Origin of the sequence: Methanosarcina acetivorans C2A (genome assembly GCF_000007345.1) — an archaeon.
In the GTDB taxonomy this organism is placed as follows: Archaea; Halobacteriota; Methanosarcinia; order Methanosarcinales; family Methanosarcinaceae; genus Methanosarcina; species Methanosarcina acetivorans.
Genome location: NC_003552.1, coordinates 2,244,642 through 2,267,268, shown reverse-complemented (window position 1 = coordinate 2,267,268; position 22,627 = coordinate 2,244,642). Strand labels below are relative to the sequence as shown.

At 37.0% G+C, this 22,627-nt stretch carries 17 protein-coding genes and 1 pseudogene; 5 read left to right on the top strand and 13 right to left on the bottom strand.

Going from position 1 to position 22,627, the window contains the following annotated elements:
- Positions 1–125: 125 nt before the first annotated feature.
- On the top strand, positions 126–4,169 hold the full coding sequence (locus tag MA_RS09580) for a HEAT repeat domain-containing protein (protein ID WP_011021840.1): 4,044 nt from the start codon (positions 126–128) through the stop codon (positions 4,167–4,169).
- 184 nt (positions 4,170–4,353) lie between these two features.
- On the opposite strand, the gene MA_RS09575 is transcribed toward MA_RS09580, so the two are convergent.
- Complete coding sequence (locus tag MA_RS09575) at positions 4,354–4,560, bottom strand: CRISPR-associated endonuclease Cas1 (protein WP_281085527.1); 207 nt, start codon at positions 4,558–4,560, stop codon at positions 4,354–4,356.
- A 627-nt stretch (positions 4,561–5,187) separates the two neighbouring features.
- Between MA_RS09575 and MA_RS09570 the strand changes: the two genes are divergently transcribed.
- On the top strand, positions 5,188–7,947 hold the full coding sequence (locus MA_RS09570; protein ID WP_011021839.1) for a PKD domain-containing protein: 2,760 nt from the start codon (positions 5,188–5,190) through the stop codon (positions 7,945–7,947).
- A 123-nt stretch (positions 7,948–8,070) separates the two neighbouring features.
- A complete protein-coding gene (locus MA_RS25405) occupies positions 8,071–8,187 on the top strand; it encodes a hypothetical protein (RefSeq protein ID WP_157860148.1) in 117 nt (38 codons plus the stop codon).
- Between the two features lie 75 nt (positions 8,188–8,262).
- Here MA_RS25405 and MA_RS09565 read toward each other — a convergent pair whose 3' ends face one another.
- The 4 genes and pseudogenes from MA_RS09565 to MA_RS09550 form a co-directional block, all read right to left on the bottom strand.
- Entirely contained in the window at positions 8,263–9,099 is an 837-nt protein-coding gene (locus MA_RS09565; RefSeq protein WP_226990815.1) for a carotenoid biosynthesis protein, read from the bottom strand.
- A gap of 117 nt (positions 9,100–9,216) precedes the next feature.
- Positions 9,217–9,378, bottom strand: a pseudogene (locus MA_RS26795) (transposase); the annotation flags it as partial.
- 418 nt (positions 9,379–9,796) lie between these two features.
- Positions 9,797–10,519, bottom strand: coding sequence for a flavodoxin family protein (locus MA_RS09555; protein ID WP_011021837.1), 723 nt, complete (start codon positions 10,517–10,519; stop codon positions 9,797–9,799).
- Between the two features lie 512 nt (positions 10,520–11,031).
- The gene (locus MA_RS09550) at positions 11,032–11,865 is read right to left on the bottom strand and encodes a TrmB family transcriptional regulator (protein WP_011021836.1); all 834 of its coding nucleotides are present in this window, start codon (positions 11,863–11,865) and stop codon (positions 11,032–11,034) included.
- 276 nt (positions 11,866–12,141) lie between these two features.
- Here MA_RS09550 and MA_RS09545 point away from each other — a divergent pair, with 276 nt between their 5' ends.
- Positions 12,142–12,855, top strand: coding sequence for an SAM-dependent methyltransferase (locus tag MA_RS09545; RefSeq protein ID WP_193589527.1), 714 nt, complete (start codon positions 12,142–12,144; stop codon positions 12,853–12,855).
- A 693-nt stretch (positions 12,856–13,548) separates the two neighbouring features.
- On the opposite strand, the gene eif1A is transcribed toward MA_RS09545, so the two are convergent.
- The 8 genes from eif1A to MA_RS09510 form a co-directional block, all read right to left on the bottom strand.
- Entirely contained in the window at positions 13,549–13,878 is a 330-nt protein-coding gene (gene eif1A, locus MA_RS25400) for a translation initiation factor eIF-1A (protein WP_083755900.1), read from the bottom strand.
- A gap of 247 nt (positions 13,879–14,125) precedes the next feature.
- Positions 14,126–14,308: a CxxC-x17-CxxC domain-containing protein gene (locus tag MA_RS09535; protein WP_048065235.1), complete on the bottom strand. Its 183-nt coding sequence runs from the start codon at positions 14,306–14,308 to the stop codon at positions 14,126–14,128.
- Positions 14,309–14,770: 462 nt separating this feature from the next.
- Complete coding sequence (locus MA_RS09530) at positions 14,771–14,959, bottom strand: CxxC-x17-CxxC domain-containing protein (RefSeq protein ID WP_048065234.1); 189 nt, start codon at positions 14,957–14,959, stop codon at positions 14,771–14,773.
- A gap of 627 nt (positions 14,960–15,586) precedes the next feature.
- Positions 15,587–16,201 (bottom strand): undecaprenyl diphosphate synthase family protein, encoded by a 615-nt coding sequence (locus MA_RS09525; protein WP_226990854.1) that lies wholly within the window; start codon positions 16,199–16,201, stop codon positions 15,587–15,589.
- Between the two features lie 690 nt (positions 16,202–16,891).
- Positions 16,892–17,353, bottom strand: a complete 462-nt coding sequence (locus tag MA_RS28190) for a hypothetical protein (RefSeq protein ID WP_011021832.1) — start codon at positions 17,351–17,353, stop codon at positions 16,892–16,894.
- A gap of 439 nt (positions 17,354–17,792) precedes the next feature.
- Entirely contained in the window at positions 17,793–18,599 is an 807-nt protein-coding gene (locus MA_RS09515) for a transposase (RefSeq protein ID WP_226990814.1), read from the bottom strand.
- Between the two features lie 453 nt (positions 18,600–19,052).
- Positions 19,053–19,322, bottom strand: coding sequence for a hypothetical protein (locus tag MA_RS26790; protein WP_226990813.1), 270 nt, complete (start codon positions 19,320–19,322; stop codon positions 19,053–19,055).
- Positions 19,323–20,173: 851 nt separating this feature from the next.
- Positions 20,174–21,340: a tyrosine-type recombinase/integrase gene (locus MA_RS09510; protein ID WP_011021830.1), complete on the bottom strand. Its 1,167-nt coding sequence runs from the start codon at positions 21,338–21,340 to the stop codon at positions 20,174–20,176.
- Positions 21,341–21,569: 229 nt separating this feature from the next.
- On the opposite strand from MA_RS09510, the gene MA_RS09505 reads away from it, so the two are divergent.
- Positions 21,570–22,400: a mechanosensitive ion channel family protein gene (locus MA_RS09505; protein WP_048065231.1), complete on the top strand. Its 831-nt coding sequence runs from the start codon at positions 21,570–21,572 to the stop codon at positions 22,398–22,400.
- The last annotated feature ends 227 nt before the right edge of the window (positions 22,401–22,627 follow it).

Sequence of the window (22,627 nt, the reverse complement as noted above, 5' to 3'; positions counted from 1 at the left end):
CTATGTTCATGAGCAATAAAAGTCAAACATGGGAGTCCATGTAAAATCGAAATATTAATTTACATGGTTTCGAAAGTTAGATGGTTTAAAACAGCAAAAACATGTTTATTGCCATGGGGATATGAATGGTAATTTCAGAATTAGCTTTAGGTCTTCTTACTAACCTACTATATGACTCAGCCAAGAAAATCCCAGGCAGACTTTTTGATCATTCTTCGAAAGCATATAAAAATGCAATTAAAGAATTAAATAAGAAATATAGACAAAGTGGAACGCAAATTGATATCTTTCTGCGTCAGAAAAACGTAAAAACGGCAATCAAAGAATACCTTGAAAATCCAAACAGTAGTGACTTACTAAAGAGCTTAAATGACGATTTTCTTGCATCGTTTAGTGAAGAGAATTTCTCCAGAGAATATGCAAAGTCAATATTAAATACTTTTTTCGAAATTTTAGATCATGAGATTGAAAAAGACTCTGAACTCAGGGAGAATCTTAAAACTCATTTAGCGAAACAGACTTATCAAATATCTCGTGAAACAAATCAAGGAGTCCATAATCTATCTCAAGGATTCCAAGAAATGTCTCAAAGAGTTGTGGAAATACACGACAAAGTAATTAATGGCAATAAGATGGATCAAAACTTTGGAAAGGAATTAGGTACAGATTTCCAAGAATCAATAACAAAATACATCTATAAGATAATAGCTGAAGACAGTGAATTCGGGATTAGTGAAGTATATACAGAGCTTTCAGCCAAAGAAATTTTGCCGATAAGCCTCAAGTTTCACGATGAAAAAAGCGACAGAACCCGAGATTATGAGGTACTCGAACTTGTCAAGAAAGAAGAAAGGCTCATTATCTCGGGGGAATCAGGTGCTGGTAAAACAACCACCCTCAAATGGTTGAATTTCATCTATGCAACAAATTACCTTGAGGGAAAAAACGAAAGCATTCCTCTTTACGTGGAATTAAACTCGTACATCAAAGGCTCTTTTTACGATTATGTGAGGATAAAAGCGCAGGGAAGAGGAATTTCAAAAGACATTTTAGAAATACTGTTGAAAGGAGAAACCATACTGTTCATTGATGGCTTTGACCTACTCTCGCCTACTGATGGGTTCTTTCCTTATGAAGAGATTTCCAATTTTGTATCCGAATACAGCAACTGCAAATTCATCATTTCATCGAGACCTGACTTTTTTGAGAGTATTAGAAGTGATTTCAAAGTTTCGGAACTGGAGAAACTCACATACGGAAAAATCCTGACATTCATTTATAAATGCGTTCCAGATATGGAAACTAGGGGCATTCTAAATGATAAAATCCTAGGTGATAAGCAATTAAAATCTCTATTCACAAATCCAATGCTACTCTCTCTTGCAATCAGAGTTGCAATGGAAAGAAAGAGCAATACTGAAGATTTGCTCCCTTCAAGCCGTCCTGAAATGTATAAAGCCTTTATATCTGGTCTTTTTGCTCATGTAAAAACAAAAGGAAAAAGCCTTTGTTCCGACCAGATACAGATAAGAAATGCTCTCACGGATTTGTATTTTAGGCTTCAGTGCTGGAATAAGGTTTCATGTGAGTACGATGAAGCGTTGAATTTTGTCGCAAAGAATGCTAACGATCCCAGATTTAAAGAAACAACCTCTCAGCATATTCTAGAAGATTGCTTCAAACTCGGGCTTTTAAATAGAAAAGACACCGAAGTAGAATATGGATTCCATCAGTCTTTTCAGGAATATTTTGCAGCCATAAAATTAAAAGAATATTTTGAGAATGGATTTGATATTTCAGAAGCTTTCAGTCAGCCGAAATGGGAAGAAGTCGTGATATTTACCTCTGAAATGTTGGATTCGGCTGACAAATTCATCGATTCAATTATTTTAAAAGGCAATCTGTTCTTGGCTTCAAAGTGTTCAAATAAAGCAAGTGATGAAATAAAAGAGAAGATCTGCTCTTTACTTGCCGATAAAATGGATTCGAAGTATAAACTGGAAAAAATAAACGTGATTGAGAGCTTGGAAAGGATTGGAATCATCGGAATTGGTACAATTGCCAAAGCTCTTAGAGATGAAGACAAAGACATCAGGTGGAACGCAGCAGAAGCACTTGGAAACATTAGGTCGGAGGCAGCAGTTCAGTTACTCCTCGATGCATTGAAAGATGAAAATGAAGATGTGAGGTCGAATGCAGCAAACGCACTCGGAAGTACCGGATCGAAAAAAGCAGTGAAGCCGCTAATTGATGCATTAGAAGATGAAAATGAAGATGTGCGAAAGGAAGCAGCGGAAGCACTTGGCTATATTGAATCGGAAGGAGCGGTGCAATCATTAATCGACGCATTGAGAGATGAAAATGAACATGTGCGGTCAGCAGCTGCGCATTCACTTATAGTAATCAACGATGAAATAGCAGAGAAATCACTAATTGATATATTGAATAATGAAAACGAAGATCTGTCTGTCAGATGGGATGCAGTAAAAGCACTCAAAGATATTGAATCGGAGAAAGCAGTGAAGGCATTGGTTAATGCACTCAAAGACAAAGAATTACGGAATATTTCTTCACTTATGTTAGGTTATTTAGAATCTGAAACCGCAGTTATGTTATTGATTGAAGCGTTGAAAGATGAAGATTTAGATTTACAACATAATGCTAGACAAGCACTTGGAAGTATATGCTCTTCTATAATTAAAAGCAGGGATTCCTTTCCTTATTCTGCAGAGTTTAGAAATGAGTATGATACTGTAGTGCAATTGCTAGTCAATGCACTTAAAAATGAAGATATAAACGTACGAAGAGGTGTAACAGGAGTATTTTTACAAATTCAATATGAAATAGCAATAGCAGTACAACCGTTAATTAATGCACTTAAAGATCAAGACGAAGAGGTAAGAATGAATGCTGCCCTTGCACTAAGTCATACAAAATCTGAAGCCGCAGTTCAATCTCTAATCGGTGCATTAAAAGATAAATCAGAATCTGTCAGAGGTGTAGCTGCACATGCGCTTGGGGAAATAAAGTCTAAAACTGCAGTTAAGCCGTTAATCGATGCATTAAACGATAAAAGTGAATTTGTGAGAAGTGATGTAGTGGGGGCACTTGGGGAAATAAAGTCTGAAGCTGCTGTGCAGCCTCTAATCGATTTACTAAAAGACGAAGATGTAAATGAAGATGAATATGCAGATGAAGAGGAGTATATAGATGAAGATATAGATGGAGATATACGAGTGAGTGCTGCAATTGCACTTGGAAAAATAAAGTCTGAAGCTGCTGTGCAGCCCCTAATCGATTTGCTTAAAGACGAAAACGAAAATGTGCGGTGGAGTGCTGTCGTTGCACTTGGGGATATTAAGTCTGAAACCGCAGTGCAACCGTTAATTGATAAATTAAATGATGAAGATGAACATGTGAGAAGTGAAGCAATAAGAGCACTTGAGAGTTTTAAATCTGAAACTGCCGTGCGACAGCTAATCAATGCGCTTAATAATGAGAGCAAAAATGTTCGAAAAGGTACTGCAGCGGTACTTGGAGTTATTGAGTCGGAACTCTCGATCACTCCTTTAATCAATTTGCTTAAAGATGAAAATGAAGATGTACGGTTGAGTGCTGCATATTCACTTTGCAACTTCGAATCTAAACATGCTATGCAGCTGCTAATTAATGTAATGATAGACGAGAACGAACCGGAATCTATGAGAGAAAGTCTATTAAAGACGTTTATGTTGTTAAGTTCTTATCCTCAATCCAGAGTAGGTCAGTCTGAAACGATGGTACAGCTATTCACAAATGTAATGGAAAACGAAAATGAAGGTGTTGGGTCTGAAATTATAGTGAAACTACTAGGCAATGTAATGACAGATAAAGATAAGCATGTGCGGCTGAGTGTGGTAGAAGTGCTTGGTAATATTGAATCTGAAACCGCAATGCAACTACTAATCAATTCACTGAAAGATGAAGCTGGAGATGTGCAAAGGAAAACTGCAGCTATTCTCAAAGAGATCTGTACTGTAAAGAACAAAAAGCAGTTGGAAGAATTGTTGAAATCGGAACACGAATTTTCAGTCAATACAGCATTTGAGATCCTCGAAAAAATTGAAAAAGAGGAAGAGTCAAAGACCATTTTATTCGAGAGTGGCTTGGATATTAATGAACAAGGATGACTATTCTAAAATGGGCATTTAAGTTTCTTGTAATGACTCCTTAAAAATAGCTTATACCATAATTGATTTTTTGGTTTTTAATGAACTCTTTCACTATGGAAAAATAGTCTTTTTAGTTTTAGTATTGTTTTAGAATTCATGATTCATATTTATTTCAAAACAAATTATAAAAAATGTTTTGTTTTTAAATATTTCTTTTACTTCCTTTTCTTCTAATCCGAAATAATTTCTTTGCTATCTCAAGCCTTGCCTCTTTATCCTCAAAAACATGATACTGAGCAAACTTTGTTTTTACGTTGGTACTTTCAGGAGGAAGCATTGTTGTCAAGAGTTTTCCATCCCAATCGAGAATGAAAATCTGGACATTATTTTCACCCCCCAAATTAGATATATTCGTTTGTAATGCTCCATCGTTGGGTCGGCCCTTAAAAGACGGGCGTAAACGGATTGAAGATAGGGGTTAGTCAGTGGTCTAATTACTTGCTTTCTCTGTTTTGCTTTCTCTATTAGACCGATACCAGTAATTTAGAGCATCTCGATGAAGCCCAAGTGCTGTTATGCTCATAACTATGCTTACCACCAGCAAAAAGGGTGGGTTCAGGATGGCGCCTTTAACCAGGCTCGGCAACTCTCGCATGCTGGCTTGCTTACTTCTTAATAAAATATACTCCCCTATATAGAACTCTGAATTCTCCTCATCTAAGCTGACTTTTCTCGAGTTTTTTCTTTATAGCCTTGTAATCTTTACTCTTTCACGCAGAAGGGAGTTTCAGCGTTTTCGGAACTTTCTACATGGTAGTTCCATGGCAGTATGAATTCTTAAGACATCTTGTAAGTTTTTATGCCTGAGCATTTTGATGTTTTAATTCAGCCTTGATTTACCAGAATATCGCTTTTTTATACACGATCTTAATTTCTTTTATTTTTATATATTTGGAATTTAAAATTAAATAATTAAACATTCAATTTATGACCTGGGAATTAACGTTTTTTAGATGAATATAAGGGGAAGAAGCTGGTGAAAATTAACAAAGAATTATACTCGATAGCTTTGGTTTTAACTGTCTTATTTTTTGTGTTTTCTATTTTAATTTCATCCGTGGCTTCAGCGGCACAGGTGACGAGAATTGGTAGTGGATCTGATCCTGCTATTTATGGTAACAAGATAGTATGGACAAGTGGGGGTGTTATTCATCTCTATGATTTAACCTCGAAAACAGGCACTACAGTTAGCTCTTCTGCAGCATCTCATCCGGCTATCTACGGCAACAAATTAGTGTGGCATGATAAAAGCAGTGGAGTGCCAAGACTTACAGTTTATGACATACCTTCGGGTGCTCGTTCGTATATCACACAGGATGTAGGAAACTACAGTTTTCCCGCTATTTACGGCAATAGAATTGTGTGGAGTGCAAATTACAATAGGTCAAGTTATAGTTACAACGTATATATGCGTGATATATCTACCTCAACACAAGTCTGGATAGCTCAAGGAGAGAATCCAGAAATATACGAGACCAAGATAACATATGGTTACGACGATGATGACGGGCGAAACATTGCTGTTTATGATGTTAATACTAAGGAGACCATAAACGTACATCATTCCAGTCAGGTATTTAATCCGCATATGTATGGTAATAAAGTGATATGGTCAAACTTCTATACAAGATCTGGATTTATACAAATGTATGACCTTGTCGCTAAAAAGGCTATAGATGTTACCAGTGATAATACAGGTAATACTTTATATGGATCTGATACTATTGATGCTGGAGATGACACGGGCACTCATATTGACATAAGCGGGGATGAAATCGTATATTCAAAATCTGGCGATGACCAGTTTGGTTATGCCGGTGTATACGTTTATGATATTCCTTCAGCAAAAAGCACTCCAGTCTATATTTATCCAAGGGGAACTCACACAACACCTGATATCTACAATGATACTATTGTATGGGGAATAGACAGTAGTTATGGTGGGGTTAATGATACTGGCATCTATATCTGTGATCTTTCTGTCACAAACACCTTGCCACCTGTAGCTGAATTTACTGCAAACACAACTTATGGAGCTGCACCTCTAGTTGTGTTATTCACCGATGCCAGCACTGGCGGAGTACCTACTTCCTGGATTTGGGATTTTGGGCACGGGATTGACTCAAAACATGTCATGAATGCAACGCACACATTTACTAAGCCAGGAAACTATACAATCAGTCTGACTGCGGGAAATGACGCAGGTAATAATAAAGTAATGAAGCCAAATTACATAGTCGTTACTAATCCATTTCCAGTTGCAAACTTCAGTAGCAATGTTACCCATGGTTATCCTCCTCTCTCAATTCAATTTACTGACCTTTCACAAAATGCAACTGGATGGAACTGGGATTTTGGGGATGGAAGTAATTCTACACAAAGAAGTCCAGTTCATGAATATGCAGATTCAGGAATCTATTCAGTTAATCTGACAGCAATCAATGAAAATGGTACAGATTCAAAGTTAACTACAATAACAGTAATGCAGCTAGTCGGTGTAGGTCCATATGCATATATTACGAACTCCGGCGACAACAATGTCTCAGTAATTGACACGACTACTAACAAGGTTACAGCCATGATTCCTGTAGGAAACTATCCTATGGGAGTTGCTGTTACACTGGATGGAAAAAAGGTATATGTGACTAACTTTTTTGGCCGTACTATATCTGTAATTGATGCAACAAAAAACAAAGTTACAGCCACAATTCCTCTAGGAAACTCTCCTCGTGGAGTTGCAGTTTCCCCTGATGGGAAAAGGGTATATGTGCCACATCATGAGGTGGGAAATCCCAGCAACAACACTACCCTCATTATAGACACAGATACCAACGAGGTTGAAGCCACAGTACTTGTAGGCGAAGTTCCTTTTGGAGTTGCTGTTACACTGGATGGGAAAAAGGTGTATGTGACTAATCTCCGTGACAAAACTGTCTCTGTAATTGACACGGCAACAAACACTGTTATAGCCACAATTCCTGTAGGAGACGATCCTTGTGGAGTTGCAATAAGTCCGGATGGGAAAAAAGTATATGTGGGGAACCGCGGTGACAGTACTGTCTCTATAATTGATACAGCTACAAATACTGTTACAGCTACGGTGGATCTAGAAAACTCTCCTTATGGAATTGTAGTCAATCCGACAGGAACAAAGGTATATGTTGCAGGAACAAAGAAAGCATATGCGGCTGGCACAGTCGATGGTTTTGTCTCTGTAATTGACACGGCTACCAACAAGGTTACAGCCACAATTCCTGTAGGAAATAGTCCTTTTGGAGTTGCAGTCACACCGGATGGATCAAAGGTATATGTGGCTAATCAGCTCAGAGATACTGTTTCTGTAATTGACACATCAACAAACAAGGTTACAGCAACTATGAATGTAGGACGTAATCCTAATTCCTTCGGGCAGTTTATAGGTTCTCTCCAAGCACAACCAATATTCCCTGTTGCAAACTTCAGTAGCAACGTTACCGAGGGTTATGCTCCCCTAACAGTAAAGTTTAATGACATGTCCCAGAAAGCAACTTCAAGGATCTGGGACTTCAATGGCGACGGACAGCTCGATTCCAGTAATATAAATCCGGTTTATATATATGCAAATCCTGGAACCTATACTGTCAACCTAACTGTAAGCAACAAAAATGGAACTGACTCAAAAACTGCTGCAATAAATGTACTTACACCTAGCAGTTCAAGTGGTGTAAGTAGCCATAGTAGTTCCAGTGGTGGTTGAGGCGCAGACATTTCTCCTGAACCTGCAAAAAATGTCCAGGTAAAGGAACTTTTCACAAGCTTTTATTACAAACGGAAAGCCTGTAAAGTTTGATTTCACAAAAATGCAACCTGTGTTGTGTATGTGAGTTTTGATGCAAAGAAAACCTTTGGCAAGACCACAACCATTGCTGAACAGCTTAAAGGAAGATCTTCTCTGGTCTCGACTCCCTTCTGGAGAGGTCTTGAAAGACGGGCGTAAAAGGCTTGTAAGATGATGTTAGCCGGTGGTCTAATTACTTGCTTTCTCTGTTTTGCTTTCTTTATTAGACCGATACTAGTAATTTAGAGCATCTCGGTGAAGCCAAATTGCTCCTATGCTCATAAATATACTTACCACCAGCAAAAAGGGTGGGTTCAGGATGGCACCTGAAACTAATCCTGCTATCAGGAAATAGGCATGAAATCCAAGAGGCACAAGAAAGACAAATGCAGCCTGAGACTGTACCGAGACTTCCGGGAGTAATGCCAAAATCAATAGCAGAGCACCTCCTAAGACTACAGCGATAGTAGCGTAATGTATCAGGTCATTGGGAATGTTGGTAATGAGCTCGTTGGTAATAAGCACGCCCGCAGTGCCGCAGATTATAGCTCCTGCAGGGGAGAGCCAGCGTCCCCAGAATCCAGGGAGCTTTGATAGCAATCGAAGGCTTGCTGAAAATGAGAACACAACCCAGAACCATGCCCAGAAGTTGTTGTAAGGGACACCGAAGTACTGATGTTCAAGACCTTTTCCCCAATCCCACATGCCCAGGCGGATGGCTATCGCGTCCATGGAAAGGTCGATGCTCAGGGCCATCAGGCCGTCGAGCACCGGGCGTGCCCATTCCGGAAGGTTGGTTTTATCGGAAAAGGAGCGAACGCTATAGATGATAGTCCCCCAGGCCACCCCAACGACCACAGGGACAGGCCCAAGCATTACCAGAAAGCGTCCGTACTCGTAGGCGTCGAGCTGTTGGATTGTAGCCCATTCCAGCAGCAAGCCGAAGAGCACCACGGCAAGAAGTTGCCAGACTACATAGGAGCCTCGCTGCCACGCATTTTGCAGACAGACCAGAAAGAGCACTAAAACCAGAATCTCGAAGGCGAAAAAGTATGGATTTAGCACGGGCATGCGCATTAAATACTAATTGACAGTTTAAAAAACTTGCGAAAATGTTTGATCACACAATGCTTCGCATAATACCCCCATAATACCCCGAGTAATGCCTCTTATAATACCTCGTATAATGCCAGTGCGAAGGATGTAGAAAATGCCGTTCATTATTTTCCGATCATTTTCTCTAGGTCTTCCAGGTTTCTTTTTAGGTTTGAGCAATGGCAGTAAAGGGTTTATTTTATTCCAGAATTCATCAGATATCTCGTAGTCGCGTCCCGTTTTTCGTTTTATCACTGCAAAACATTACCCTGAATCGGAATTCATATATTTTTCGGATAGGCTCTTAGTCAAACGAATTTCAAAGTAAAAAGATCAAAATACGGCTCTGTAAAAAACCTATATAAATCAGCATTAAGGGACTGAAACTAACTATGGAAAATACAGATCATAAGGTTCAGTTCAAGCTAATGCGGATTTATTACTTCATCGGTTTTCTACAGAGCCCCAAAAACCGCGTGTTTTTAATTTCACTTTTCTTAACTTTATTTCAACAAACGTATTCGGGGTAGATTTAAGCAGACCGCTTGCAAGAAAAATATATTTTAAATGAATTGGCTATATGTCAGAAGGTAAAAATGAAAACACCTGCACTTCTATTTTTAGGATGTAATATTCACAAAAAATAAAATAAGTATGAAATTAATTACCTTAATCATTTCTCCAGTGCTTCTAAACTTTGCCGAAAATGCTGATTTAAGATCTGAATATACATATCTCTTGGAAGGAGTTCTCGGCTTACAATATCAAGGGTTTCCTGTGACATTTCTCCTTCCTTTACAAGCTGGCAGCCTGCCTCTTTTGCTGCCTCGAAAACGTCGTTAATCGGTGCACCCGATTTCAACATGACAGCCATGGCTCCACCATGAGGGCGCAAAAGTGCCCCTGCAAATTCAACAGATAAATTTATGCAAACGGCTTTCATATGTACAAGCAGAGGATCAAAATTGTCCTTTTCCCAGAAGCCGCAGTTGGAGACCAGAACAAACTTGCGGGCCCTCGTGTCTCCACGCTGAGGGTGGCGGCAGTGTTCATCTCGTAATTCGAAGAATGGGTGTGCGAGAGGAATAATACGATCCATAAGGTTTTTCATCGGACCTGTGACTCCATCTACATAAACCGGCGTTGCAAATACTATAACATCAGCCGTATCGATCCTTGGATATAATAAATTCATATCATCATTATGCAGACATTTGCCTGGCGTTTTTAGCCAGCAGTTGAATTCTCCTGTGCACGGATGAATCTTGAGTTTACTCGTATAGAAAAGTTCCACTTCTGCCCCTGCTTCTTTCATCCCTTCAAGAAAAGGGTTCAGTATCATAGCTGTGTTGCCTTTATCCATTCTAGGACTGGAATTTATTGCCAGAACTTTCATAAGGTGTTTCCTCCAACATTTCTCAACCACTCTTAGTAAAGAACAGTCTGCTGTTTTAGTTATAAAACAGCAATCATTCAAGCTCTGTATTGTAAATCATATTTTTCAGATCTTACAAAATAAAATAACTCTATTGAAAAAATATTAAATTAAATCATAAATAACATCAAAACATAAAGATTTATTTGAGAAAATTTCACAAGTCATGTTAATGACTTCAAGAAAGAAACTGAAAAGAATCTATTAAAAAAGTCACAAAACTTACCTGCTCTGCAAAATGCCCCTTTTAAAGCTGGAAAAATCGCGGATTTTTCAATTTCTCTTTTCTTAACTTTATTTCAACAAACGTATTCGGGGTAGATTTAAGCAGACCGCCGGCAGGAAAAAGATATTTTAGCTAAACAGAATAGAGAAGAAGAACTTTCATTCAATTTTAAGTAACTTACTTTCATCTTCAGGAAAAAGAGGTGAAAACTAATAGAAAAATTGAAATTTACGGATATTTTTGCAAGTCAAGTCAGAGAAAACAATTCACCCTTTGTCCAGAGTTCATCAAATTTTGTCCTGAATCGCTTTGCATATGATTCGTCATATATTCTTGTCATACCGAGGTTTCTACTCATATTGAACTGGTCTTCAATATCGAGCAGGGTTATCTTGGAATCAATGATTGTAAAATTGTATTCGGTTTCCAAAATTCTTACTTCCATCAGGTCCTTAATATAGTGTTTAAATGACAGATCTTCTATTGAATCAATAAGCTCTTTTAATGATGGCAGTAATTGTGATCCCGGATCTAAAATTTTAACTTTTATGCCACGCTGTACTAAACTCAAATAAGCTTTGCTAAAGGTGGATATTGAGGCATCATACAGCTCTGATCTTCCAGGCTTGTACTTAATATGGATTACAACACATATTTCATGCTCGATTTTCTCAAAAAATGAATCCAACATTTCATTTAGTTCATTATTACGAAACCTGTCAGGCCAGAAGACAGTTTCAACATTTTGCGGGGAATTGTCTTTGCAGAGTTCCCTTTCGATTTCATCGAATGTTTCTTTGAGCATTTTGAGCTCATTGAGTGTTTCTTCCTCTTTTCTTTTGTACATGAGTTTAAATGCGCTTTTAGGATCAACCGCCCGGTATCTCTGTGGCCGTGACGGTTGGATTTCGACAAGCTCATAGTTTTTGAGAGCTTTGAGAACCTCGTATATCTTTCCTATAGGGACTTTCGATGCATGTGATAATTTACTTGCTTCCATAGAATCTTGTTTTAGAAGTGTTAGGTAAACTGAACTCTCATACTTGTTCAATCCAATTTTTGCAAGTAATTTTTCATTCATTTTTTCACTACTTTTCAGTTTATTGTAGAGTAAAACGGTTATCTTTCCGAACGTTATTAAGATTACTGTTCAAGCATATGAAAGTGAAGTTGTTAAGTTAAAGGCTATACTGACCGAATACATCCGTTCAAATAAAAGAACGATATGTGACAAAGGTTGCCTCGAAATCTATAGAAGAACAATAAATAACAAACTCCAATAATAAGTAATAAACTCCAATAATAAGTAATAAACTCCATGAAATAATATGGGATAGATTAACTAAAAGTGGTCAAGATGCTGTTTACAAAAAGTAACAAATATGATTTTGATTTTGTTAAAGAAAACATGATGGGACCAAACGCAATAAAGATTCTTGAGGAAGTGTCCGAATCTTTGAAGCTTGAAAAAGGCATGAGAATACTTGATCTTGGATGTGGGAGAGGGCTGACCTCAATATTCCTGGCAAAAGAATATGATGTTACGGTTTTTGCAACTGATCTCTGGATAAGTGCAACAGATAACTATGAGAGAATCAAGTCAATGGGATTGGAAGATAAAATAATACCAATACACGCAGAAGCTCATGATCTGCCGTTTGCAAATGAGTTTTTTGATGCTGCTATCAGTATAGATGCCTATCACTATTTCGGGGTTGAAAAAGATTATTTGACAAAGTATTTTGCTCCACTCGTAAAAAAAGGAGGGCAAATAGCAGTTGCAGTTCCGGGCTTGAAGCAGGAATTTACAAATGGAGTTCCAGCAGAATTAGTGCCATACTGGTTTGATGATATGACTTTAACTCTACACTCATGTGATTGGTGGTATAATTTATGGAAAAACTCTGATTTGGTAAGTATTAAAGAATGCAAAGAATTAAATTGCTTGGAAGAATCCTGGCAGGACTGGCTTTCGTGTGATAACGACTATGCTCGTAGGGATATAGGAATGATGGAAGCTGAAGGTGGAAATTACTTTAATCTGGTTTCAATCATAGCTACAAAGTTATGATTCAAAATCTGTTGAGGAGCTCACGACCTGGCCTACAAAATTCCGTTAACGACTTCCTTATATCGACATGAGGTCTTCAGGTATGTGATTTTGGGGAGAATAAGGTTCTATGGATTCCATAGAACATCATCGATTTCATGGAAGGACATAAATCCATATTGATAATTTCAACACAATATTAGATTCGGATAGATTCTACTTAAAAATTTCAAGTAAAGCAGAAGAACATAGCGACATTTTTAAAAAACAAACATGAAATTATTCAAATTACAGGCGAAAAAAACGGAAGTACTTTTCAAGTCACATTATTTCAAGTCACATTACTTTCATTCTAAATAGATAAAGGAAAAAAATGAGCGGATTAGAAACTGCTACTTTCTCAATGTACATTGCCAGGTTTTCGTATTTCTTAATCATCCAGGTGTGTTTGGGAGAGATTTATGCAGACCTCCGACAGGAAAAATATTTTAAAACATAGATGAAAGAGAATGAAAAGTTTCATCATTCTTTCACAGCAAACATAAACACTAAAGGCAGAGGTATGTAAATAAGTCGTTCTCTATGAAACCTTGCACACAACAACAGAGACGCGCTTCTGCTGAAAAGTAAAATATGGATTCAGGCATCTGTTTCAGACACCTTTATTTCAGATACCCGTTATATCAGGCATCTTTATTCGATACTTTTTAATCATTATTTAATGTAGCCTTTCCGCTCAAGCCATTCAACCTGGGGCCTTGTGTATTTCCAGGTTACTTCGGCTTTGGAGTCCTGAATTTCCCAGGGATTGGCTATGACAACATCGCCTTCTCGGATCCACATCCTCTTCTTTTTAGAGCCTGGAATCCTGCCCATGCGAACAACTCCGTCCATACACTGAAGTGTTACCCTTTTCGAACCGAGTAAACTCGCAACCGTTGCCAGGACTTCATTTCTGTCCTTGCGGGGGATTCGTACCCTTGATACTTCGGGAGTATCTCCTGCATTGGCCGGTTTATTTGATCCTGTTCGCCTTTTTCTAATAGTGCTTCTGTAATTAGCCAGGTTAATTCCTCCTTCAAAAATATTTTATTAATTTTTTTATAAGTCTTGGATTGAATGGTTCATACAAATCCTCACTTCCGATTTCGGTTTGTTCTTACTTTTCCTTTCCTGATTAGGTGGAAATAAGTAACGAAACAAAGAGAATAAACCAAAAAAACAAAAAGAAAAGATGAATCAGGTGTTAATGGAACCTTAATTACAAATTAACACCTGATACAGATTATCCTTAAAATTTCCTGTGGTTAGGAAGACATTCCCTGCAGTATACTGGTCTGCCTTCGGTGGGTTTGAACGGTACTTCGGTTTCAACACCGCAATCAGAACAGATCACTTTTGTCATTTCCCTTGGTCCGCTGTTACCGCGGAAACCTCCGGAATTTCCCCTGAAATTTCTGTCATTAAAAGCCATTTTCGTTTCACCTCCGCTTTAGCGGATATTTAAGAATATTAAAAACAAGATGTATATCCCTTAGTTTAAAAACAAAAATCGGTTTTTAATAACAGATTATACGTCTCTTTATTTTCAACGCATACACCATACAGTCAAATTACATAAAGGTGCCTATACAAAAGAGATCACATTCTCTCAAAGGGGAGAACGCTTTTTTAAACATAGTTTACAGAGACGGTAACAGCCCGTTTGTTGACTATGCTTTTGAAACCGGATTGCTTGAAAAATTTCCACTTACCTTTAAAAACGGACACCTAAAAGCCAAAAGATCACTAAATTACATAATTTATTGGCCCTGTAAAGCGCTTCTTCCCAAGCTGCAAAAAGCCACAGGTAAAAAAAGTATATTCTTGGTCTAATGTTCATTAAAAAAGTGAAAAAGAAATAAGTGTTGATGTAACTCAGTTACACAAACAACATTTAATATCTGCGGTTTTCTCTGGGTGCCCTGTGGTTAGGAAGACACTCTCTGCAGTAAACCGGTCTTTCGGGGTCAGGTTTGAAAGGCACTTCGGTTTCAACACCGCAATCAGAACAGGTTGCCTTGTGCATTTCTCTGGGAGCGCCGAAATTAGAATTTCCTCTGAAGTTTCTGTCATTAAAAGCCATTTTTGTTTCACCTTTGGTTTTAGTTGTTAATTAATTGTTTGAAAATAAGACTGTATAGAACTCTTTGATTAAAAACAAAAATTGGTTTTTAATAACAGTTGTTATACGGCTCTTTATTTTTCAACAGACATACGTTGCATTTATAATATATAAAGATTCCCATAAAATAAGAGCACAATCTCTCAAAAAGGAACAACTTCTAAGTTTGGTTTGCAGAGGAGATAACAGCCTATTTTCTGATAGCTCCTGAAAATGGAACTCAGTTAACAGGTTTTCACTTGAATCATAAAACCCCTCCCAGAGAAAAAAATCGCTTAATCTAAGGAAGCCCTGCAAAGTGCCCCTTATAAAGCTGCAAAAATCACGGGTTTTTCAATTTAACTTTTCTCAACCTTATCTTAACAAACGTACTCGGGGAAGATTTAAGCAAACCCCCGGCAAGAAAAATATATTTTAATTGAACCGGAATGATTGAAAGGATTTCATTCCTTATTTGGGGTCCAGTTTCAGATGGTTCCTATGAAAACAAGACTCGGTTAACAGGAACAGGTTTTCAATTTGATTTGAAAACAGCCCAAAAAAGAAAAAAATCAATTTTACTGAATCGGTAAAAGGCAAGAAAGTCAATTATCCGCCCAATGTAATATCTTGATCTTGATAAAACTCCAGTGCATTGAATAAATGTTCTGGCTTAAAATCTGGCCACATTTCGTCAACCACGTATATATCCGAATATACCGTTTGAACCGGAAGCATTCCACTGAGTCTACGTCTTCCTCCCCAACGGATAAGTAAATCTATTCTTGGAATCTCTGCTGATGCAATATTTTCTATCATTTTTTTACTATCTGAAGAGTTCTCAAATGCATACGTTAAATCCCAGTACCAACCATAATTTACCAAAAAATTTATCCTTACTTTACCTTTCCCAAATTTAGTCCTCTTTGTATATGCAAGTAACTCTTTTGGAAACATGTCCGAATTGGTATTCCCTACCACAAGAAGTTCAGCATCATGTTTGGAAAGTTCTTTAACTGATTTTATACAGGCATCTACAAACGCTTTTCTTTGAATTTGAGGCCTTTTTGTGTTATCTTGAGTGAATCCAAAAAAAGTAACTTCGCCTATCCCTATTTTTACGCATATATCATATAGTTCCAGGCCTGGAACTATTCCATGTTTATATCCTTCATGCTTTTCTAAGCCTCTGTCTAAAGCCCATCTCCTGTTTCCATCCGGTATTATAGCTATGTGCCCTGGTAGTCTTTTAAATTTAGGTGTATCCAGAAAATAACCCCCTATTTCTTTGCTTAAAAATGATATAAATAATCTTCACTGAACTCAGCTAACGAATTTTATGCGTAGAATTTAGTTGGAAGTCTTAACTTTAATCAGAAAAAACTCCCCCAGAGGAAAAAATCGTTTAATCTGAAGAAGCCCTGCAAAGTGCCCCTTATAAAGCTGGAAAAACCTATGTTTTTACATTTCCTGCTTAACAAACGTGTTAAGGGGAGATTGAAGCCAGAAGCAGGCAGGAAAAACACTTTTGGATTGATAAGAGTGATTTTAGGTGAATTATACATTAAAAAGGTGAATTATACATTAAAATATTGTTCGATTTAAAAACATTTTATGCAGCAATGATTTTTGTTCAGAAACAATATTTCTTATAATTGATTTAAAATAAGAATCGGATAATGTATATTATAACGGGAGCAATTAGGTCATAAGAGTGGAATAAGGTCGGACATGTGAAGAAATTGCCTGGAAGACGTTGGTGCCATTCCGAACAATATACTTGGAAGTCATATTTTCGGAGCTACTGTATTGGGGAATACGGTAGAAGGAACGAAACTCTTCTAGGGTTTCCTCCAATCTTTTTTAATGTACTTTTCACTTCTGAAACTTCGATGCCTTATATAAAAACAGTTTTTAGGGAAGCTCAATAATAAAAATAGGATGTGCTTGCAGACCGCTGGTAGGAAAAATATATCTAAACTGAATGAGACATCGAAAAAATGTAATAAAAAACAGCAAAAAAATCTTTGTTTTACTATTGTTCACAAAAATAGAAAAAAAAGAATGAATTAAGTTAACATTTTCCAGTGCTTCTAAACTTTGCTGAACATGCTGATTTAAGATCTGAATATACATACCTCTTGGCCGGAGTTCTCGGCTTACAATATCAAGGGTCTCCTGTGACATTTCTCCTTCCTTTACGAGCTGGCAGCCTGCCTCTTTTGCTGCCTTGAAAATGTCATTTATCGGTGCCCCCATCTTCAGCATTCCAGCCATGGCTCCACTGTGAAGGCGTAAAAGTGCCCCTGCAAATTCAACAGATAAATTTTTGCAAAGGGCTTTCATATGTACAAACGGAGGATCAAAATTATCCATTTTCCAGATCAGATTTTTTTGGATCTTACAAAAATTAAAAAAGCTCCACTGAAAAAATATTATAGTAAATCAAAAATCTCCCACAGAGAAAAAAGAATCGCTTGACCTAAGAAAGTCCTGCAAAGTGCTCCTTATAGGACTGCAAAAATCCCGGGTTTTTAATTTCTCTTTGGATTCAGGCGAACCCATTTAAGGAAAAATATATTTTAACTGAATTGAAGAGTCTTTTTAATTTTTTCTGGTTTTTCTTCAATTTCAAGACAACCACAAAATTTCATCCCAATTTGAGCAAATCAATTCACTCATTTAAAAATGTTGATTCATTTACACAAGCATTCACCAAAATTTTCCAAATTGTGGAACTATTTTTGTGGGAATTTCCGACAGCTACAGCTATAAGCCATCAAGTTTAAGAACTAATTATTCTCCAATTCTAGCATTATCCATATTGGAATCTTGCTCTCATTAAAGGTGAGAAACCTTTCCATTTTCCAGTGCTGAAACACCGTTTGTTGAAAAAAGTAAATAGATTGTAACAAAAATTAGTTAGTCCATTATCGGTTTTGAATGACCTTGCTTTGTCTACGATATCACATATCAAAGAAAATATTTGTTCCATTGTATTATCTGTCTCAGGTGTAAAACCTTTTTTCAAGAAGCTCACATTCTTGCTGAAAATCTCTTCGGCATAAGAAATCGCTTTATGAGACGCTTCAGAAAGTTCAAGATCAGAGTTAAATTCTCGTATCTTCTGAATATGCGCAACAGCACTGATAACCGTATCAGAAAGTATCAATTGAGATATCTCATTGTAGGTAATCTTATCGTTATCTGGAATCTCTTCAATAGAACTGAATTCCTCATAATACCTCTTACTAACGTTTTTTAATTGATGAAACACACAAAAAGAATGAGTCACTTCAGGAAAGACCATTTTTACGGCTCCAATGATCGCTTTATCCTCATCAGAAACAATCTTTTTGATTTTATCTTCAGGAAATCGGTTCTTTATTCGTATAAAAAGAGGCATCAGAGCCTCAATTGTTGGTAACCTCTCAGTTACTTCAAAATCTAAAATGACCTTCTCTTTGGTAGCAACAACGTAAACAGATTTATATCGCATTTTTTTCCATTCTTTCTTTGTGAGTTTCGTTCCAATAAATTCTTCAAGCTTTTTTTTCCATCCATTCTTGATCCAATTCCCATCAACATACAATGTTTCTTCAAAGCTAACTCCTTGGTTCAAAAGTTCTTGCTTTGAAAGTTTTGCTAGTTTCTGTTCATATAACCACAATGAAGTGGGACAAGGAGCTCTTCCACAGACATTTATTACTCCTTCTGTATATGTTTCCCCAATTCGCCGAGAATTGTGCAGACTGCATCGTCCATCGTATCTGACATTTATTTGTGTATCATAATATTCAGAACTGTAATTTGCAGAACCCTGAACACCAATAACCTGATCATGATAATGTTTCTTCTTATATTCGGCAGGTCGACATTATGAATTAAATATTTTTGCTGATATTGTTTTTTAAACATTCTGCAAATTTGTAATATACTTGAAGCTGGTTAACATACGACTCAAATCTTACGCCCTATATAAGTAACGAACCATTTTTGCAGTAATGTTTAATGTGGAAGAAAATGTGTTTTCTAGCAAAAACGCTATCAGTAAAAATATTACGAAAAAAACAAGTTACCTGCCGAAAGCAGGTTTCTTACAAGTGGGACAAAGCCAGTATGTAACATTGAGAGATATAGTGCCGTAACGTGATATAATAAAACGAGTGTGATGAGAGTTAACATGTAATTTACTTCCACAACTATCACACTGAGTAGGGGAGAATATAGAGAACATAGGATAGTATCGATTTTCAACCAAAACTTTTGGCAAAGGAATTATTATTTTGCCGTCAACTATTGTTTTTATCATTGATTTATCTATTGCAATGTTTCCTTTTCCCATAAATAGAAAAAATATATCAATATAATTAAAATTTTATTGTTTTGCACGATATAGAGGGAAAACGAAAAACCAGAAAATAATAAAAAGTCTCTTAATTTTAATACATTTCCCAGTACTCATAGTAATAAACTTATTTTAATTCACCACATTTTCTTTTCAAACTTAAATCCTCCTTTTACTTGAGTCATATGATTTTTTTATTACATGATTGGTGAACAAATTATCATCTCATCCTTCAATATATAAGTATATCGGCCATTGAGGAAGCAAAAAAGTCTACCCTAAGCAGCGATTTAATGTGAATATTTTGGTAAAATATTTTCTACAGATATTTGCAATACAAATTTCGTCAATAATTTAGATGCCAACTTTTCAATTATTTTTGAGCATATGAGGTCATAGGTACCAAATTTCCACACTCTCATGTACTACTTCAAATAAAATTGTACTAAGATGGGCACTGATGTGGAAAATACTGACAGGATCTAGAAACCAAAAAAGTTATGAATTGTGCCAAAAAAATCCAAAATTTATTTTCAAATGTAGTGAATTGCAGCTCCCTCTATCAAAATCCTCTGAAGACTTATGATAAATATGGGAATACACAACCTGATATAAAATTATTATGACTGTTTGTTGACTGCTCTTTATTGCCGTGACCCCGACTTCCGGAGTAGAGTCAATTCCAGAGATTATAAGATAATTAGGGGAAATTTTATTAAAAAAAATAAACAATGTGCAAGCGAATAACATTAGCCTGAAAAAGAGAAAAATTGCGGATTATCAACCCGTAATATAAATTTCAAAAATTCTTTACTTCTGCAATTCGGTAGATTGCTTCTCTTAAGCCTTTACCCCTTGAGCTTCGTGAACTCCCTCATAAGTTCTTCTTTTAATGCAGAATTTTCAGTCAAGACTTTTAAAAGCATATCTTCCATTTCTTTGTTAACAGTTGTAACACTCTTTTCAGCTCCCTCTCTCAATGGTTGACCACATTTCCAGCAGTACATGGCTGATTCTGAATTAAGTTCTTTACATCTGGAGCATCTACCGACCCTCAAACCGTCTGCATGAGTCTCATCCATTATTATTCCATTCATCTTCAATATTGCATCATCGATATCCTTACCACTCAAATGAACATAAACAGAAGCCATGCTTGAGTTTTCAGTCCACCCTAGATATATTTTCATTTGCTGTTCAGTCAAATGCCCTGCAAGGTGTGTTGCTCTCGCATGTCTAAATGCGTGAGGATTGACTCGTTTTTTAACTCCTGCCCTCTTTGAAATTCTATCTAGACCTTCCTTAAGTGCAGTAGTAGATATTAAAGGATGGTCATCTCTTGAAGATACAAAAAGATATGAATCTCTATTATCTTTAGTGGGATGACATTCAATCCACTGCCTTAAATAAGAAGCTGCAAAAACAAGTCTAACCCTTCTTGCACCTGTTTTTCCTTCCGGCAGAGTTACAATGCATCCGTTTTCATCAAAAACTATATGCTTCAATCTAACCGAAAAAAGTTCGCCTTTTCTTGCTCCTGATTCATACAAAGTAGCTATGAGTGCTTTATCTCTAGGATTTCGTGCGGCACTTAATAATTTCTCAATATCTTCTTTACTCAGAATGTCTTCTGGAAGTTTCTTTGTTGCGGGGTTTTTACATTTAATCAATTTTGACAAACCTTCTTTTTCAATTATCCGCAAGAATTTCTTTAAAGCCATCTTATAAAGGTAAATACTGGTTTCAGAATAGTGTTTTATTTTCCCGTTCCTTTCATAGGTGTATGATTCTAAGTAATCAAAGTAATCATAAATGTCGTCTTCATCTAGTTCTGAAAAATCTTTATCGCACCATTTTGCAAAGATATTGAGCGCAACACACTGATTACGTAAGGTTGCTTCAGAAGTCGTTTCATTTTTTATTTTTCTAAGATATCTCTTAATAGATACATAGTTCTCCATAGATTCATCTTTATCTATGCTTATTTTATCCAACCACGGTATATTTTCTGTCATATATACATAATGTCCTCAAAGTATAGAAATATTCGTATTTCTTACATGTTATCTTCGATAAGTTACTTATAAAATCAATTTAACATATTTCATGCTGAATTCAATTCTAAATGGTATAGTCTTGAGCTACCAGCACAGGACTAACATCATTAGATATGCCCAACTAGCAGGATGAAAAGCCTTTTTGATCTTTTGTTTACCAGGGGATAAAAATCGAGGGAGACTAAAAATGGATAACGGAATAAGCAATGGAATAATGGGACAGGTAATCCCGTATACTGACGTAACGGTATCAAGGCTGATTTTTGCAGTAATAGTACTGATTGCAGGTTTTATTTTGGTGAAAATTCTTGTTTATATTTTCAGGAGAGGGATGCGGAAAACAAAACTGCCTGAACTTACGACTCAGTTTCTGGCAAATTTCCTGAGCATCCTTCTGTATGTGATAGTTTTCCTGATTTTTTTGAAGAGCCTGAATTTTGATGTGGATAGTTTTGTAGTGGGTCTCTCTGCGATAATAGGCTTGGTACTGGGCCTCGGGATGCAGGACACCTTTACCAATATAACAGCCGGGATATGGGTTGCGGCAATCAGGCCTATCGATACGGGAGAGGTCGTGACCGTAAACGGACAGACCGGAAAAATAAAATCCGTAAGTATTATGTCAACTGAACTTCTAACTCCTGACAACCAGCTTATAACAGTCCCTAATAAGCTCGTCTGGGGAAGCTCTATTGTTAATATGACACGAATGCCTACAAGAAGGGTTTCTGTCGATGTGGGTATAAGTTACTCTTCGGATCTTGAAAAAGCTATCCGGATAGCTCTTGACCTTATGAAAGGGCACCCTCTTGTTCTGCCTGACCCCGAACCTGCGGTTGTTACTACCGAACTTGCCAGTTCTTCCGTAAATTTGCAGCTCAGGGCCTGGACGAACACTGAGGACCTTTGGGGTGTAAAGAATGACCTGACGGCCGGGATTTTTGAAGCTTACGGAAGAGAAGGAATTGAAATCCCCTTCCCGCAGATAGACGTACATGTGAAGGAAACAAAGGAATGAAGAAAACAAAGGAAACAAAACAATAAAGGGAAAAATGCCGTAGAACAATACTGCAGAACAATGGTGCAAAACAATTCTGCGGAAAAACATAACTATACGAATTAATTGCAGGGCAGGGCTATTTCAGTAAAAATAAGACAGCTCTGCCTCGTTAAAATGAATTATCTGTTAGTTTTCTGTTAAGCCTGTAATTATGTGTTAACTATCTGCCTGTGATCTTTTTATCC

Coding starts and splice junctions, on each gene's coding strand:
- MA_RS09580 (WP_011021840.1), top strand. CDS start 126: ATGGTAATTTCAGAATTAGCTTTAGGTCTTCTTACTAACCTACTATAT.
- MA_RS09565 (WP_226990815.1), bottom strand. CDS start 9,099: ATGCCCGTGCTAAATCCATACTTTTTCGCCTTCGAGATTCTGGTTTTA.
- MA_RS09555 (WP_011021837.1), bottom strand. CDS start 10,519: ATGAAAGTTCTGGCAATAAATTCCAGTCCTAGAATGGATAAAGGCAAC.
- MA_RS09550 (WP_011021836.1), bottom strand. CDS start 11,865: ATGAATGAAAAATTACTTGCAAAAATTGGATTGAACAAGTATGAGAGT.
- MA_RS09545 (WP_193589527.1), top strand. CDS start 12,142: ATGCTGTTTACAAAAAGTAACAAATATGATTTTGATTTTGTTAAAGAA.
- MA_RS09535 (WP_048065235.1), bottom strand. CDS start 14,308: ATGGCTTTTAATGACAGAAATTTCAGGGGAAATTCCGGAGGTTTCCGC.
- MA_RS09530 (WP_048065234.1), bottom strand. CDS start 14,959: ATGGCTTTTAATGACAGAAACTTCAGAGGAAATTCTAATTTCGGCGCT.
- MA_RS28190 (WP_011021832.1), bottom strand. CDS start 17,353: ATGGATAATTTTGATCCTCCGTTTGTACATATGAAAGCCCTTTGCAAA.
- MA_RS26790 (WP_226990813.1), bottom strand. CDS start 19,322: ATGGGAAAAGGAAACATTGCAATAGATAAATCAATGATAAAAACAATA.
- MA_RS09510 (WP_011021830.1), bottom strand. CDS start 21,340: ATGACAGAAAATATACCGTGGTTGGATAAAATAAGCATAGATAAAGAT.
- MA_RS09505 (WP_048065231.1), top strand. CDS start 21,570: ATGGATAACGGAATAAGCAATGGAATAATGGGACAGGTAATCCCGTAT.